The organism is Arthrobacter humicola (assembly GCF_022803015.1).
Lineage (GTDB): Bacteria > Actinomycetota > Actinomycetes > Actinomycetales > Micrococcaceae > Arthrobacter > Arthrobacter humicola_A.
In genome coordinates this window covers 59,265-73,991 of sequence record NZ_JAFKON010000003.1, presented here as the reverse complement: position 1 = coordinate 73,991, position 14,727 = coordinate 59,265, and the positions used below count along the sequence as shown (strand labels likewise).

Annotated in this window: 15 protein-coding genes and 2 pseudogenes; 8 read left to right on the top strand and 9 right to left on the bottom strand. The window is 63.5% G+C overall.

The window, feature by feature from the left end:
- Nucleotides 1-31: 31 nt before the first annotated feature.
- From ARTB_RS07920 to ARTB_RS07905, 4 genes are read left to right on the top strand one after another with little or no spacing between them, the layout of a single operon-like run.
- Nucleotides 32-1,480 (top strand): aminobutyraldehyde dehydrogenase, encoded by a 1,449-nt coding sequence (locus ARTB_RS07920; RefSeq protein ID WP_243178556.1) that lies wholly within the window; start codon nt 32-34, stop codon nt 1,478-1,480.
- On the top strand, nt 1,473-3,020 hold the full coding sequence (locus ARTB_RS07915; RefSeq protein WP_243178554.1) for an APC family permease: 1,548 nt from the start codon (nt 1,473-1,475) through the stop codon (nt 3,018-3,020). The genes ARTB_RS07920 and ARTB_RS07915 overlap by 8 nt, the downstream gene beginning before the upstream one ends.
- A gap of 5 nt (nt 3,021-3,025) precedes the next feature.
- On the top strand, nt 3,026-4,471 hold the full coding sequence (locus tag ARTB_RS07910) for an APC family permease (RefSeq protein ID WP_243178551.1): 1,446 nt from the start codon (nt 3,026-3,028) through the stop codon (nt 4,469-4,471).
- A gap of 8 nt (nt 4,472-4,479) precedes the next feature.
- Nucleotides 4,480-5,892, top strand: a complete 1,413-nt coding sequence (locus ARTB_RS07905; protein WP_279294087.1) for a flavin monoamine oxidase family protein — start codon at nt 4,480-4,482, stop codon at nt 5,890-5,892.
- A 182-nt stretch (nt 5,893-6,074) separates the two neighbouring features.
- On the opposite strand, the gene ARTB_RS07900 is transcribed toward ARTB_RS07905, so the two are convergent.
- The 4 genes and pseudogenes from ARTB_RS07900 to ARTB_RS07885 all read right to left on the bottom strand — a co-directional run bounded on the left by ARTB_RS07900 (nt 6,075) and on the right by ARTB_RS07885 (nt 8,236).
- Nucleotides 6,075-6,260, bottom strand: a complete 186-nt coding sequence (locus ARTB_RS07900; protein ID WP_243178549.1) for a DUF1508 domain-containing protein — start codon at nt 6,258-6,260, stop codon at nt 6,075-6,077.
- An 87-nt stretch (nt 6,261-6,347) separates the two neighbouring features.
- Nucleotides 6,348-6,665 carry a hypothetical protein gene (locus tag ARTB_RS07895; RefSeq protein ID WP_243178547.1) on the bottom strand — a complete coding sequence of 106 codons (318 nt, stop codon included), beginning with the start codon at nt 6,663-6,665 and terminating at the stop codon, nt 6,348-6,350.
- A gap of 112 nt (nt 6,666-6,777) precedes the next feature.
- Nucleotides 6,778-6,894, bottom strand: a pseudogene (locus ARTB_RS07890) (DUF1508 domain-containing protein); the annotation flags it as partial.
- A gap of 985 nt (nt 6,895-7,879) precedes the next feature.
- Entirely contained in the window at nt 7,880-8,236 is a 357-nt protein-coding gene (locus tag ARTB_RS07885) for a hypothetical protein (protein WP_243178545.1), read from the bottom strand.
- A gap of 162 nt (nt 8,237-8,398) precedes the next feature.
- Between ARTB_RS07885 and ARTB_RS07880 the strand changes: the two genes are divergently transcribed.
- Nucleotides 8,399-8,575, top strand: coding sequence for a hypothetical protein (locus ARTB_RS07880; protein ID WP_243178543.1), 177 nt, complete (start codon nt 8,399-8,401; stop codon nt 8,573-8,575).
- Nucleotides 8,576-8,665: 90 nt separating this feature from the next.
- Here the strand turns inward: ARTB_RS07880 and ARTB_RS21575 are convergent, their stop codons facing one another.
- Entirely contained in the window at nt 8,666-8,788 is a 123-nt protein-coding gene (locus ARTB_RS21575; RefSeq protein WP_279294086.1) for a hypothetical protein, read from the bottom strand.
- A gap of 5 nt (nt 8,789-8,793) precedes the next feature.
- Here ARTB_RS21575 and ARTB_RS21855 point away from each other — a divergent pair, with 5 nt between their 5' ends.
- Entirely contained in the window at nt 8,794-9,000 is a 207-nt protein-coding gene (locus ARTB_RS21855) for an endonuclease domain-containing protein (RefSeq protein ID WP_368859394.1), read from the top strand.
- A 124-nt stretch (nt 9,001-9,124) separates the two neighbouring features.
- Complete coding sequence (locus ARTB_RS07875; protein WP_243179581.1) at nt 9,125-9,571, top strand: endonuclease VII domain-containing protein; 447 nt, start codon at nt 9,125-9,127, stop codon at nt 9,569-9,571.
- A 521-nt stretch (nt 9,572-10,092) separates the two neighbouring features.
- Here the strand turns inward: ARTB_RS07875 and ARTB_RS07870 are convergent.
- A complete protein-coding gene (locus ARTB_RS07870; protein WP_243178542.1) occupies nt 10,093-10,266 on the bottom strand; it encodes a hypothetical protein in 174 nt (57 codons plus the stop codon).
- Nucleotides 10,267-10,749: 483 nt separating this feature from the next.
- Between ARTB_RS07870 and ARTB_RS21850 the strand changes: the two are divergent.
- Nucleotides 10,750-10,911, top strand: a pseudogene (locus ARTB_RS21850) (GNAT family N-acetyltransferase); the annotation flags it as partial.
- Between the two features lie 312 nt (nt 10,912-11,223).
- On the opposite strand, the gene ARTB_RS07865 reads toward ARTB_RS21850, so the two are convergent.
- The 3 genes from ARTB_RS07865 to ARTB_RS07855 form a co-directional block, all read right to left on the bottom strand.
- Nucleotides 11,224-12,054 (bottom strand): SDR family NAD(P)-dependent oxidoreductase, encoded by an 831-nt coding sequence (locus ARTB_RS07865; RefSeq protein ID WP_243178541.1) that lies wholly within the window; start codon nt 12,052-12,054, stop codon nt 11,224-11,226.
- Nucleotides 12,051-13,403 carry an MFS transporter gene (locus tag ARTB_RS07860; protein ID WP_243178536.1) on the bottom strand — a complete coding sequence of 451 codons (1,353 nt, stop codon included), beginning with the start codon at nt 13,401-13,403 and terminating at the stop codon, nt 12,051-12,053. Before ARTB_RS07860 ends, ARTB_RS07865 begins: the two co-directional genes overlap by 4 nt.
- Nucleotides 13,404-13,478: 75 nt before the next feature.
- On the bottom strand, nt 13,479-14,435 hold the full coding sequence (locus tag ARTB_RS07855; RefSeq protein ID WP_243178532.1) for an alcohol dehydrogenase catalytic domain-containing protein: 957 nt from the start codon (nt 14,433-14,435) through the stop codon (nt 13,479-13,481).
- Nucleotides 14,436-14,727 lie beyond the last annotated feature (292 nt).

The window sequence follows — 14,727 nt, the reverse complement described above, 5'->3', positions numbered from 1 at the left end:
GTCCTGATTCTTGCCTTTGGAAGGGAAACCCATGAGTGTGCGCGAGCTACACAACTTCGTCGACGGCCGATATGTCGAATCGTCCTCGACGGAAAGGCTGGAGATTATCAATCCAGCCACCGAAGAGGTCATCGCCAGAACGCCCATTTCCAATGAAGTGGACGTAGCCGCGGCGTATGCGGCTGCCTCGGCTGCCTTCGAAAGCTGGGGCGAGACTACGCCGGCGGAGCGCCAGCGGGCGCTGCTGGGCATCGCCTCCGCGGTGGAGGCCCGCGCGGAGGACCTTGCGGACCTTGAATGCGCCGACACCGGCAAGCCCCGCGCTGGTATCGTCTCGGACGAAATTGATGTCCTGGTGGACCAGATCCGCTTCTTCGCCGGTGCCGCGAGGACTTTGGAGGGACGTGCTACGGCCGAGTATCTCGCGGACCACAGCTCCTCCATCCGCCGTGAACCCATCGGCGTGATCGGGCAGGTGGCCCCGTGGAACTATCCGCTGATGATGGCCACATGGAAGGTCATCCCGGCGCTGGCCGCCGGCAACACCGTGGTCCTCAAACCCTCGGATTCCACGCCCAGTTCCACCCTGCTGTTCGCCGAACTGGCCAGCGAATTCCTCCCCGCCGGCGCCTTCAACGTGGTCCTGGGTGACCGGAACACCGGCCGGGCGCTGGTGGCGAACAAGGTTCCGGGCATGGTGTCCATCACCGGATCGGTCCGCGCCGGCATGGAGGTGGCGGGAGCCGCTGCCGCCGACGTCAAGCGGGTACACCTTGAACTTGGGGGCAAGGCCCCCGTCATCGTCTTCAGTGACGCAGACATCACCGCGGCCGTCGAAGGAATCGTCCCGGCCTCGTTCTATAACGCCGGCCAGGACTGCACGGCAGCCACCCGCCTGCTGGTGCACGAGAGCATCCACGACGAGTTCGTTGCAGCCTTTACCGCAGAGGTCCAGGCCAATGCCAAGACCGGCACCCCGGACGAGGAAGGCATCCTCTTCGGGGCGCTCAGCAGCGCCGAGCACCTCAAACGGGTTGCGGGGTTCGTCAAGCGCCTGCCCGATCACGCTGTCGTGGAAACCGGTGGCAAGCGGCACGGAACGGTGGGCTACTACCACGAAGCGACAGTGGTGTCGGGCCTGAACCAGAACGACGAACTGGTGCAGGAAGAAGTCTTCGGACCGATCGTGACTGTACAGAAGTTCTCCACTGACGACGAGGCACTGAAGATGGCCAACGACGTGGACTACGGCCTGGCCTCCTCGGTCTGGACCCAGAACCACACCCGCGCCATGCAGTTCGCCAAGAAGCTGGACTTCGGCTGCGTCTGGATCAACACCCACATCCCGCTGGTCGCCGAGATGCCACACGGCGGCTTCAAGCAGTCCGGGTATGGCAAGGACCTCTCCATGTACGGCCTGGAGGACTACACCCGGATCAAGCACGTCATGAGCTACATCGGGCCGGGCAGCCGTGGGTAACGTCCGGACCCCGGCGGAGCCACCGGGTAAGAACATCGGCGACGGCGAACACCTCGCCGTTCTGGGTTACCAGGACACCTTCGAACGCTCCATGTCCCTGTGGGCCAACTTCGCCCTCGGATTCACCTACCTGTCGCCTCTGGTAGGCGTGTACTCGCTGTTCGCGATCGCCATGTCCACCGGCGGACCGCCGTCGGTGTTCTGGATCCTCATTGTCGGCGCCGGGCAACTGCTGGTGGCGCTGGTGTTCGGCGAGGTCGTCTCGCAATACCCCATTCACGGCGGCATCTATCCGTGGACCCGGCGGCTGTGGGGCCGGCGGTACGCCTGGATGTCAGCCTGGATCTACATCTGGGCCATGATCGTCACCATCACCTCGGTCGCACAGTTCGGCAGCGGATTCCTGGCGAGCCTCTTCACCTTCGAACTGACGCGGGAGGCCACGTTGTGGCTCTCCGTCATTCTGCTGGTTGTTGCGCTTGTACTGAACTTCACCGGAACCAGGACCCTGAGCCGGGTAGCCCGGATCGGTCTGGCCGCGGAGCTCGTGGGCGTCATCGCTGTCGGGCTGTACCTGGTGATATTCCAGCGCAAGCAGGAATTCGGCGTCTTCTTCAACTCCATGGGAGTCCAGGGGGATCAGCCGTACGCCGCCGCTTTCATGGGTGCCGCACTGGCGGGCCTGTTCCTGTTCTACGGGTTCGAGGCATGCGGCGACGTTGCCGAGGAAGTCAGCGACGCGGCCCGGCGCATCCCTCGGGCCATGATGATGACAATCCTGGTGGGGGGCGTCTCGGCATTGTTCTCCTTCTGCGGCTACGTGCTGGCGGCACCGAACCTGCAGGAAATCGTGAACGGCAAAGATGCGGACCCCATCCCCGCCATCCTCGAAGCGGCACTGGGGCCGATCGGCGCCAAGTTCTTCCTGGTCATCGCGCTCACCGCGTTCCTGTCCTGCGTCCTGAGCCTCCAGGCTGCGGCCAGCCGGCTCATCTATTCCTTCGCCCGCGACGGAATGATGCCCGGACACCAGTGGTTGTCCAAAGTCTCCGGAACGGCCAAGGTTCCCACCAACGCGCTGATCGTGGCATGCAGCATCCCACTGGCGCTGTGCGTCATCATCTATCTGGGTCCGAACGGACTCCTGACCCAGGTCACCTCCTTTGCGGTCCTCGGCATCTACGTCGCGTTCCAGTCCGTTGTACTGGCAGCGCTGCGACAGCGGATCAAGGGCTGGCGCCCGGCCGGGCCGTTCAGCCTCGGCGCCGCCGGCTTCGCCGTCAATGTGGCCGCCCTGGCCTACGGCATCTTCGCCATGGTCCTGCTGGCCCTGCCCGGCAGCACCGGCGATTTCCTGGCCGACTGGACCGTTTTGACCGGTCTGGCCATCGTCAGCGGAACCGGGCTGCTCTATCTGCTCCTTGCCCGCCCCGATGCTAAATCAACCGCCCCCAGCGGTGACGCCGTGGAGGTTGCCGCGCTGTTGCGGGAACATCAGGGCACCGCACCCGGCGTCGTCGAACACCCGTTGAGGAAGTGAGATCTATGGCACCGAAAAAATCACTCAAGCGTTCCCTGGGCATGTGGGCCATTGTTGGCCTGGGCCTTGGCTATATGACCCCCACGGTGGTCTTTGACACGTTCGGCATTGTCTCGATGGAAACCGGGGGGCTGGTCCCGCTGGCGTACCTGGTGGCCACCGTGGTGATGTTCTTCACCGCACTCAGCTACGGGAAGATGGTGGCGGTCTTCCCGGCCGCCGGGTCGGCGTACACCTACACCCGCGAGACCATGCACCCCGGGCTTGGCTTCGTCGTGGGCTGGGCTGCGCTGCTGGATTACCTTCTGCTGCCGGTGGTCAACGCGCTGCTGATCCGCATCTACATGGAGGCGCTGTTTCCCGAGGCTCCGGGCTGGATCTGGGTAGTGCTGTACGTCGCCCTGATCACCGGCATAAACCTGCGCAGCATGACCTCAACTTCCAAGGTCACCTCCACGCTGGTGGTCTTCGAGATCGCACTGATTGTCGCGTTCGTTGTCCTGGCCGGCATCCAGCTGAGCAACGGCATGGGACAGGGCACCATCTTCTCCACAGCACCGCTGTTCAACGAGAGCATGAAAGCTGCGGCGATCCTTACCGGAGCGACTGTGGTGTGCTTCTCCTTCATCGGTTTCGACGCCATCACCATGTACACCGAGGAGGCCAAGGACCCGAAGACCATGCCGCGGGCCATCCTGCTCACCCTGGGGATCGGCGGCGGCATTTTCTTCCTGGCGGCCTGGTTTGGCCAGTCCGTGTTCCCCACGGTGGACCAATTCCAGGTCACCGATGACACGCTGCCGGAAATGGCGCTCTACGTGGGCGGGCAGGTCTTCCAGCTGCTGTTCCTGGCCGGAGCGTTCGCGGCCACCATCGCTTCCGGCCTCTCTTCACACGCCAGCGTTTCCCGCCTGCTTTTCGTGATGGGACGCAACGGCGTGCTGCGCCCCGCCAAACTCTTCGCCTACGTCCACCCGAAATTCCGGACGCCGGTTTTCACCGTGGCGTTGGTGGGTGTGGTCTCGCTGCTGGCGATAACCCCGTCGCTGGAGTTGGTGGCGTCCATGATCAACTTCGGCGCGCTGATCGCTTTCACGTTTGTAAACCTCTCCGTAATCGCCTACTTCGTGGTCCGCAAGAAGCGGTACCGCACACCCAGGGACGTCTTCCACTATCTGGTGCTGCCCCTCATCGGAGCGGGCATGACGGGGGTGCTGTGGGCCTTCCTGCATCTGGAAGCGCTTATTTTCGGTCTGATCTGGACCGTGGCCGGCGTGGTGTACCTCGCTGTACTCACCAAGGGCTTCCGCCGGAAGATCTCCGACTTCGTGCTCGAAGAGGAGCCCGCGGACGATGAGGTCAACGGGCATACCGACGGCGGCGATCACCCCACCAGCGGAGCTCCGGTCCTGGCCGGCGCCGCACCCACCCAAGTCCACGACAAGGAATGAACAAAACCATGACATTCGAGGAAACAGTGAACACTCTTAACCGCGACGTAGTCATCATCGGCGCCGGCGTCACGGGGCTGACAGCGGCCCGCGACCTCAAGGCCGCCGGCCTGACCGTCGCCGTCCTGGAAGCCCGCGACCGTGTGGGCGGCCGGACGTGGACGGACACCATCGACGGCGCCTCCCTGGAGATCGGCGGCCAGTGGATCTCCCCGGACCAGGATGCGCTGACGTCCATCCTCGACGAGCTCGGACTGGAAACCTTCAGCCGGTACCGCGAGGGAAAATCCGTGTACGTCTCCCCGAAGGGCGAGCGGACCGAGTACGCCGGGGACATGTTCCCGGTGCCGGCGGAGACCGGGCGGGAGATCCAGCGCCTGATCGACATCCTGGACGGTCTCGCGGCCGACGTCGGCGCCACGGAGCCCTGGGCCCACCCCAGAGCCCGGGAACTGGACACCATCTCCCTGCACCACTGGCTGCGCCAGCATTCCACCGATGAGGAAGCCTGCGCCAACATCGGCCACTTCCTTGCCGGGGGCATGCTGACCAAACCCGCCCACTCCTTCTCCGCCCTACAGGCCATCCTGATGGCGGCTTCCGCCGGCTCGTTCTCCAACCTGGTTGACGAGGACCTGCTCCTGGACAAGCGGGTGGTGGGCGGAATGCAGCAGCTCTCCGAAACGATCGCCGCAGAACTGGGCGACGACGTCGTACTGGGATCACCTGTACGGAGCCTGCAATGGCGGCAGCGGAAGGACGGCACTGGCGTGACCGCCGTGTCAGAGAAGGCCACGGTCCGGGCAAAGTACGCCATCATGGCCGTTCCGCCCAACCTCTACTCGCGGGTTTCCTTCGATCCGCCACTGCCGCGCCGGCAGCACCAGATGCACCAACACCAATCCCTTGGCCTGGTCATCAAGATCCATGCGGTCTACGATTCGCCGTTCTGGCGGGACGAAGGACTGTCCGGCACCTGCTTCAGTCCGGACCTGACCGTGCAGGAAATATACGACAACACCAACCACGAGGACGCGCGCGGGACGCTGGTGGCCTTCGTGCCAGATGAGAAAGCAGATGCCATGTTTGCGCTCGGCGCTGCTGAGCGGCGCCAGGTGATCCTGGAAGACTTCGCAAAGTCGCTAGGACCGAAGGCGCTGGAGCCCGTGGTGTACTACGAATCCGACTGGGGATCGGAGGAATGGACCCGCGGCGCCTATGCCTCCAGCTATGACCTGGGCGGACTGCACCGGTACGGCGCGGACCAGCTGACTCCCGTGGGACCGATCTACTGGGCCTCCTCCGACCTAGCCGCAGAGGGCTACCAGCACGTCGACGGGGCCGTACGCATGGGCCGCGGCACCGCGGAGAAGATCGTGGCTCGGGACACAGAGTCCATGCCGAGATACGCCGCAAGCTGACGTGCGTGGTTCACCGCCGACCGCTAAGGACCAGTAAGGAATACCGGCGGGTCCGGACCACCGGACCCGCCGAAAGTGGTGGTGGTTCTGCCCTCCGCTTCGGTAGTCCTTGTGCGTTATGTTTAACAAAGCCCGGCCGCACTCAGGGTGGCCGGGCTTCGCTGTGTCCGGAGGGGTGGCGGTCAGGACTCTTCGGTGAGGTCCACGACGTCGGAGCTGGCGTTCTTCTTGACGGACTCGACGCCGTTCAGGGCGCTGGCCTTGGTCTTGTAGCTTTCCGAGGAGGCGATCACTTCGCCGTTGCCGGCCTTCAGCCGGAACCGGTATCCGCCGGACTTGTCCTCGTAGACCTCGAACTTGCCTGCCATGGGTGCTCGTTCGGTTGATCTGCCGGCCGCCGTGGACCGCTGCGCCACACACTACCCGGCACGGGTGCGAAAGAAGACCGTCATGCCCTACGGCGCCAGAAGCGCGCAGACGTCGGTCACGGTGCCCGGGCCGGTGAGCCCCGCATTCGGATACACCGGCCCGTTCAGCGTCCACGATTCCAGACCCACTGCGAGGAAGACGCCAGGCGTACCGTAGGGATGGAGGAATTCAATATCCTTGCTCTTGCTCGAGCCGCTGACCTGGACGTCAATCTGAAAACCAGGGCAGTCGAGCTGGAAAGGGGTCGTGTCATTTGGTATTGGCGGTGCCGCAACGGCGACGCCCGTTCCGGCGAAGAGTCCGATTCCGAGGGCAAGGGCGAGAGGTTTGATCAGGCGCTTCATGAGGCTGCTCCTTCGTGGATGGCGAGACAGTTGACTCCCCATGGGTGCGGGAAGATCCCTGGCAACGTTGGCGCATCATAAGCCCGGGTCGCGGCGCCAACAAGCGTAGCCCCTACTCGGTACGGTAGCTCGACGGATTCGACACCTTCAGGGCGCTGGCCGTCGTCTTGTAGCTCTCCGAAGAAGCGATCGTCTCGCTGTTGCCGGCCTTGAGCCGGAACCGGTAGCCGCCGGACTTGTCCTTGTAGACCTCGAACTTGCATGGGTGATCCTCTCAGTTCGACGGGCACCCTGCCGGTTGAGCCCCGCACTACCGGCACCAATTTTCAAGGGTGAGGAGGCCGGCAATACGGGGTGCGGCGTCAGGGCTTCTGGCCTGCCAGGATCACCCGCGCCGCGGTGCCGCGGTAGCCGCTGAAGTTGCGGGTGTACGAGCCGTTGGAGTTCGCGTCGGCGCCCATGGCAAATGCCATGCAGTCCGCGAGTGCTTCGATGCGTTTCCCGGAGCTGCATGGAGCAGCGCCGCTCCGGCTTCCTGACGCTCAGCTCGTTCCCTGTAGGGGGTTGAACCCCGACTCGCAACCCAATGACGGGGCCGGGCGGGACCTGTGAACCACCGGGTCAGGTCTTTTCTCTGACGGGACCAGATGGTGGCGCCGGACTCCGTCACCACAATCCCTGCCCTGAAGCCGTCCCACTTGGGCTCGTAGAGGCAGCCTCCCGGAAGCACCCCGGGCCCGGGGACCCTGGCGACGGGCTTGGCCATTGCCAGGGCCGGCCGTGTGCTCAGATCCTGCGGGAGAAGTTCGGACACGGACGTCACGCCCGCGGCACTGTTGTCATTCGGGGTTGGAGAAAACGGTCGGCTGAGCGACCGTTAAAGTGCCGCGGAACTGCACAGCGGGGCGCTTGACCGCGTACGGTTCCGTGAAAAGAGCACGATGGGCCCGTGTAGCTTCGGGTTCGGGGACGGGCGGCACTGTCACTTCGGCTGTTGTTGTCATAGCCAGCAAATCTACGGCATGGCCGGGCGGTCCCGCCGGAGCCGACGAATCGTCCGGGATCCCCGGTGCGGTGGACGCCGGGTGGCGGCGATCGTGTTCACAGATCCTCGGAGCCAGGAAGGTGCGGTTTTGGCTCGGCCGCGAACGTCACCTCCGTCGCCGTCTCGGGCCCAGGGGCGGCCCTCGCGGCGATGCTTCGGTCTAAATAGCTCAGCCGGCGTCCGGCGCAGGGGGAGGAGTGCGGGACTCGAAGGCGTTGTAGAACGACCCGGCCAGGACTCCGAATCCGAGCGCCAGTGCCGGATTCCACTGGGTGGGAATTTCCAGTCCCAGCCAGTGGTGGCACTGGTGCGAGGCCGCCCCCAGATCGATGGGTGAGTTGGGGAACTGTGGCACATAGTCCGAACACGTGGTGGCCAGGTTATCCACTAGGACGAGGGCACCGCTGCTCAGCAGCGTGGCGCCCAGACACAGCACGACGAGGACCCAGCCGCCTGCGACCCACGCCCGGAGGGACCATCGGTGCCGGTCTTCCGCGTCCCTGCGCTCCCGGCGGTTCATAGCCATGGGGGCATCATGCTCTTCTGCGGTCCGCGAGGCAATAACCGCTGGGTCCCCTTGTGCAACAAGCGAACCTCATGCAAAAGTGCACAAACATTGGACGGCGGTGTTGCAACGAAACCCCGCCCGGACGCTCGAAAACCCGGTGCGGGGGAACGTGAACTGCCCATGACTGATTCCATCGATGCTGTGGTCGCGAGCATCCTCAGCGCAATTCCACTCCGTGCGTCTCGCCAAATGACCGCCACCGAGTATCAGGTGCGCGTGGCCGAGGTCCTCAATCTTTTCGACGTCGAAGCGGTGGGCGACGAAACGGGAATTCGTTACGGGGGCGAGGGGCGTTGAGCTGGAAGATCAGCCCTTGGAGGCGGCCGTCCGCATACTCATCGGGAGGCGGTTCGGCATCCCGGAAGCAATCCCGTAGCCCACATGGCGTCAGCGGCGGGTGGCAGGGGGAGCGGTCCGCCGGGCGAACCCGTCCAGCTCGGCAAGCAGGGGTTCGGTCCGGTGCAGCACATCGACCGGGCGCACCCCGGGACCGGCCAGCGGAGTGAGCATCCAGGCTGCGAAGGTGTTGTGCGGAATTTTGTGACGGATGGAGCGGCGGCATAAAGTTGCTCTGCATCGACCATGACCACGGCACTGGAGAGGCACGTGGTTTGCTGTGCCAACGGTGCAACGTGGCGCTCGGGAATATGGGGGATGATCCGGAGCGGGTGAGGAACCTCGCCCGGTACCTGGTCGAAAGGAAGTGGGGGCAGCGTGGCTAACAAGGACGGCCAGATCATGGTCGACGGCATGAAGCGATGCAGCGTCTGTCAGCTGATGTTGCCCGTCGCCCCTTTTCCATCGCTCCAACTCAACACCGACTGGCCTTGAGTCACGCTGTAAGGCCTGCGCCAGGCTGGCCCAGGTGGGCCACCTTGCCATGCACCCGATTCCCATCGAAGTCTCGAGGAAGAGGCGGGCAAGGCTAGACCCGGAGAAGGTCAGAGCTCACCAGCACCGGACAATGCTGAAAAGCGATACGGGGTCACGCCGGAGTGGCTTGCTGAAACGTTCGCTGCACAAGGCGGCGTGTGCGCGGCTTGCGGCTGTCCTGAGACTAAAACGTTCCGAGGGCGGATTCGGATGCTCGCCATTGATCATGACCACGAGACAGGTGAAGTCCGGGGCTTGCTGTGCTCGGTATGCAATATCAGCATCGGGCTGCTCGGGGATGATCTTGGACGCATCGAAGCCGCGGCGCTTTATCTGGAGTCCTACGGGAAGTGTTCGATCAGCAGCCATTTTGAGCAACGCGTCGGCCGGTCACGCTTGGCCTTGCTGCCACTCCCCTGACAAGCAAATCCACACGCCGATAACGGACGTTTCGTCACAAGGGGAAAACCCCTGTGATGTCCCCTTGGGAGCTGGAATCGTAGCAAGAAGAAGGTGTGGACAATGTCCACACTTTTTCGCTTCGGACTGGGTCGTACATTGGTCGGACTGGCTCGGATTGCCTTTGTTTTCCGGACTTCCCAGTGATTGCAAGGGCCGGAATGCAGTTCGAGTCCCACCTCGGGCACGTGTTTTCCCTGTTCAGGGGCTTGTGGGCCGCTGAATGTGTACACATCTCCTTTATGGGCCCTACGGGGCCCATTTTTGTTGGTGGCCGTTTCTGTGGCCGGGTGGCTCCTTCTCTTGATTTCCGGCAGCGGTGGTGCTGCCTACTCGTTCATGGCCAGGAGTGCCGCTAACTGCATGACTGGACGCTGGCTGGGGGAGATGTGCTGCCTTTGCTGGTTTGCATTTCTTGATGTCATGACTGTTCATGGCGCCGCTGCCAGTTGAGTGCATGGCTTGGTGCGACTTGTTGACGGTCAGGCGGCTCGCGCTTCCTTGAGCGTGGGGCGTGCCCGGTCGGCACGGGCGAGTCCCTGGTCGGTGGACGTCTTCTCCGATGACAGTCCAAGAGCAACGAGGGCATTCTTCCGGGCGGTAAGGTCTTGGTCGTTCGTGGATACGCGGACGCATCCGATGACGAGCCCGGTCATAGTTTTGGATGTACCGTAGCACCCCGTCACCGGGCATTCTTGCGGGCGGGTCATACGTGAATCGACCGGCCCCGCAAACGCGGCGATCGTGATCCGGAAATTTGGGTGATGCTTGCTCGGGTGGGGGACCGGCTTACGGGCCACCTCCACAGGCCCTGAAAACAGGAGCCGCTGCATTGGGCGCATGGATCACTCAGAGTTGGAGTTGCGCCCCATGAACCGCGCGGATGCGGACATGTTGGCGATATGGGCCGAGGACGAACTCTTTTTGTCAGCACGCCGGCTGGACGACGAGGTCCTCGGCGGCCGTACGCGACTTTCTGGGTGCGACAGGTGGAAACGCCTCCCGCTGACCTGATCCGGCTCGCTGTAACGAGTGCTGAAGACGGCCTCCTGGGATACGTAGATCTTCATGGTGCAAAACCACTGGAACGAGAACTTGGCTTCCTGATAGGACCATCGCCGCGATGAGGGCGTGGCTTAGGGGGTCGAGTCGCCAAAGCCGGCCTCGTCTACGGCTTTGAAGAACTTTCGCTTGGTTCCATTTGGGCAGAAGCGCTCATCGCTAATGCTGCATCGGTTCGGATCTTGCGCTCCCTTGGCATGCGGGAGACGGGCCGAGGATCTGCCGAGACCTTTCCGTAGCCCGTTTTGCCACGCGCACGGGACCACCTGTGTGGCCAGTCATGGGACCGTTTCAGGATTGGGTGAGGCCTGCGGCTCATAGCAACTTCGTCTAATTCGTGGGGGAAGAATCAGGAACATCACCAATGTCCATATCCGCGATTTCCCCGGTGCGGGAAGTCCATGAGTAATTCTGGCCCCCGTTCCGGCGGCCCGACCCCTCGCAGATCGTTCACCCGGCACAAAAGCTGGCCATCTGGAGGCCTATCAGCGGGCCTGGCCGGAGGGTCGAATCGAGCCGGCGGTATCGTGGTGGACAGCTTGGCGGCAGACTTAGCGGGAGAGCCATCCCCCGTCGACGTTAATGACGGTTCCCGATAGATAGGTGGAGGCCGCGGACGCGAGGTAGACCGCGGCGCCGCCGATTTCGTCGGGTTGTCCCCAGCGGCCTATAGGCATGCGGCTGCGCATGGCTTGGTACCTTGCGGGGTCTTCGCGGTGGGCTGCGGTGAGCTCCGTTTCCATGTATCCGGGCGCTATACCGTTGACTCTGATTCCATGGGGGGCCCACTCGTTGGCGAGGGCACGGGTCACTCCCAGGAGTCCGTGTTTGGATGCCGCGTAGGAGGGTACTTCGACGCCTCCTTGGAAGGCATTGATGGAGAGGATGTTGATGATGCTGCCAGGCCGGTCCTCGTCGATCAGGGAGCGGGTGAACGCTTGGGAGAGCACGAAAGGTGTAGTCAGGTTCAAACCGATCACGGATTCCCAGTCTTCGAGGGTTGTCGTGAGCGCAGGTCCGCGCCGGATCAGCCCGGCGTTGTTGACGAGAATGTCGGGCCCTCTTCCGGTTTCCTTGGCCCAGGTGATGATTTCGGCGGCCTGGTCCTGCGAGAGATTGGCCAGGTTTTGCGACCGGATCCGGCACTTGACGCCCTGCGCTTCCAGTTCGTCCTTGAAGTCGTTCAGAGGCGAGAGGTCCAGCGCTATGACTTCTGCTCCGGAAAGTCCCAGGGCAGTGGCGACCGCACGGCCCAGTCCTCTGCCGGCGCCCGTGACGAGTGCGGTTTTGTTGTGTAGGGAGAAGGGGGTCGTCGCGAGTGGCTGTCCGGCCGCAAGGGTTGCGGTGTTTCCCGTTGCTGAACCGGTTCCGGCGGGCTTCATTTCGTGGTCTCCGGTTCGAGTACGCGGTCGTGCCGCAGTGATGATTTGGCGGTTTCCTTTGCCACAAGTGCTGCAATAAAGGTGATCGTTGCCGCTATACCGAGGTAGATGCTGACACCGAGGGTGTTTCTCTGGTCCACGCTGCCGAGAATGGCGATGGAGATGAGGGGTGCCAGCCCGCCGGCGAAAACCGAAGCCAGCTGGTAGCCGAGGGAGGCGCCGCTGTAGCGGACGCTGGTGCCGAACAGTTCAGAGAAGAACGCTGCCTGGGGAGCGTACATGAACGTGGTGCAGACGAGGCCGACGACGATGGCAAGGATAATAAGTCCGTCGTTACGGGTGTCGATGAGCGGGAAAAAGACGAAGCCCCAAATACCCGTGCCTGCCGCTCCGGCCAGGTAAAGGGGCCGGCGGCCCACGCGGTCGGAGAAGGATCCGATGATCGGAGTAAGCACGAACTGGGCCACCGAGCCGATCAGCACGCCGGCGATAGCAACGTCCTTGCGCATTCCCAGATACGTGACCATGTAGGTGATGACGACAATGCTGAAAATGTAGTAGGCGATGTTTTCGGCCAAACGCATGCCCATGGCAATGGCAACCTCACGAGGGTATTTGCGCAGGACCTCGAAGATCGGGGCCTTGGACTTCTCGCGCATGGATGCGGCCTTCTTGGCTTCGGCAAAGACGGGCGACTCCTCGATACTCAGGCGAACCCAGAGCCCGACAAGCACCAGCAGGGCGCTCAGGAGGAAGGGGACGCGCCAGCCCCACGCCAAGAAATCGCTGTCTGACTGCACTGCGGCCAGCACCCACAGCACGACTGCGGCCATCAGGTTGCCCAGCGGTACGCCGGCCTGGACCCAGGAGGACCAGAATCCGCGGTGCCGGTCGTCTCCGTGTTCGGCCGCCATGAGAACAGCGCCGCCCCATTCACCGCCCACTGCGAAGCCTTGGAGCAACCGGCAGAAGACGAGAAGCATTGGAGCGGCAACTCCGATCATGGCGTAGGTGGGCAGCAGGCCGATGGCGAAAGTGGCCGCCCCCATGAGCACCAGGCTGATGACGAGCATCTTCTTGCGGCTTACACGATCTCCGAAGTGACCGAAGATGATGCCGCCCAGGGGCCGGGCGACGAAGCCGACAGCATAGGTGCCGAAGGCCAGCAGCACTCCGGTTGCCGGGTCCTGGCTGGGAAAAAATACCGCTCCGAAGACCAGCGCTGCGGCTGATCCGTAGAGGAAGAAGTCATACCATTCGATGGCCGTGCCGATAAGGCTGGCAAATACGACCTTGCGGATGGGTGTCCGTGCGGCGGTGACGGACGTCTGGGTGTGTGCGTTAACCATGGGGGTCTCCGTTGGATGTGTCACGATGCTTGATGATGGCGTCTGGTTTGGGGTCAGCGTTGACCTGCAGGCGCTTTAGGGAAGGAGCACGACCTTGACTGCTTCGGCGTCGGCCGCGGCTTGGAGTGCGCGAGTGCCTTCGGTCAGCGGGAATGTGGTCACCAGTGACGCCCACATGTCAGGCGCTGCCTCCAGCGCTGCCAGCGCGTTGCGGTAGTCGAGGGCGACTGAGCCGTAGCTCCCGATGAGTTGGATCTCGTTTCTGGCCAGCACATTGACGTCTACGGCCGGGATCGACGGGAACAGGCCGGCGACGACGATGGTTCCGCCCGGGCCGATATTTGCCACCGCAGATGACAATGCCTGGGCCGCGCCCGATGCTTCCAGCCACCCGTGCAGCCCTGCCGGGGTCACGTCCTCTGCCTGGATGGTTTCCAGACCAAGTAGCCGGGCCAGGGGCAGGCGATGCTCTTCGTCGCGTGCTGCGCCGAGGAGCGTAACCCGATGCCCGCGCTGGTTAAGGAGCAACGCGGCCATGAGGCCGATCGGCCCGGGACCGCTGACGATGACACGGGCCTGGGCCGGTATCGATTGCTCCAGGCGTATCACCGCGCGCAGGGCCACGGACAGCGGCTCCGTGAGGGCGAGAACCGCAGCGGGCAGCTCATTGTTCACCGGCACGGCGCGGTATTCAGGGATGGAGAAGAGATCTGCGGCGGCTCCGTCAAAGGAGAGCCCCAGCACGGTTCGGTCCAGGCAAAGTTGACGAGTACCTCGACGGCACAGATCGCAGGATCCGCAGCCATCGATGGCAATGGGCACAATGCGTTGACCGATCCATTGGCTGTCCGTTCCCGCTCCGGTACCTACAACGACGCCGACCGCTTCATGACCCAGTGTCACCGGGCAATGGACCCATTCGTAACCCGTGTCCTGACGCCATGCATGCACATCGCTGCCGCAGAGGCCGCAGGCCAGTGTCTGGACCAGGAGCTCTCCGGGAGCCGGGTCGGGCTTGGGATGCTCCTGCACCCGCACGTCTTTCGGTGAGGTGCTTTGTTTTCTAAGGGCTTTCACGGTCAGCCCTGTACGAATTTATTCATCGGTTCTTCTCCTTCGAAGTTCCGCAGTCAGTGGTAGCGGCTGGTCCGTCGGCGCCCGACAGCGCCGGGGCAGGTTGACAGCCTCATTGGTGTATCCGGATGCCGCCCGGCGCCGCTCCTGGCTGCAGTGGTCGCAGGAGCAGCACCGGACTCGGCCCCGGGTTGCGGCCGGTCAGTGTCGACTCCGGGGAATCGCGGTCCGGCCCCGAAGGGAGAGGAGG

Coding starts and splice junctions, on each gene's coding strand:
- ARTB_RS07885 (WP_243178545.1), bottom strand. CDS start 8,236: ATGGCTATGAACCGCCGGGAGCGCAGGGACGCGGAAGACCGGCACCGA.
- ARTB_RS07900 (WP_243178549.1), bottom strand. CDS start 6,260: ATGGCAGGCAAGTTCGAGGTCTACGAGGACAAGTCCGGCGGATACCGG.
- ARTB_RS07910 (WP_243178551.1), top strand. CDS start 3,026: ATGGCACCGAAAAAATCACTCAAGCGTTCCCTGGGCATGTGGGCCATT.
- ARTB_RS07920 (WP_243178556.1), top strand. CDS start 32: ATGAGTGTGCGCGAGCTACACAACTTCGTCGACGGCCGATATGTCGAA.
- ARTB_RS07905 (WP_279294087.1), top strand. CDS start 4,480: ATGACATTCGAGGAAACAGTGAACACTCTTAACCGCGACGTAGTCATC.
- ARTB_RS21575 (WP_279294086.1), bottom strand. CDS start 8,788: ATGCTCACTCCGCTGGCCGGTCCCGGGGTGCGCCCGGTCGATGTGCTG.
- ARTB_RS07895 (WP_243178547.1), bottom strand. CDS start 6,665: ATGAAGCGCCTGATCAAACCTCTCGCCCTTGCCCTCGGAATCGGACTC.
- ARTB_RS07865 (WP_243178541.1), bottom strand. CDS start 12,054: ATGAAGCCCGCCGGAACCGGTTCAGCAACGGGAAACACCGCAACCCTT.
- ARTB_RS07870 (WP_243178542.1), bottom strand. CDS start 10,266: ATGACCGGGCTCGTCATCGGATGCGTCCGCGTATCCACGAACGACCAA.
- ARTB_RS07860 (WP_243178536.1), bottom strand. CDS start 13,403: ATGGTTAACGCACACACCCAGACGTCCGTCACCGCCGCACGGACACCC.
- ARTB_RS07880 (WP_243178543.1), top strand. CDS start 8,399: ATGACTGATTCCATCGATGCTGTGGTCGCGAGCATCCTCAGCGCAATT.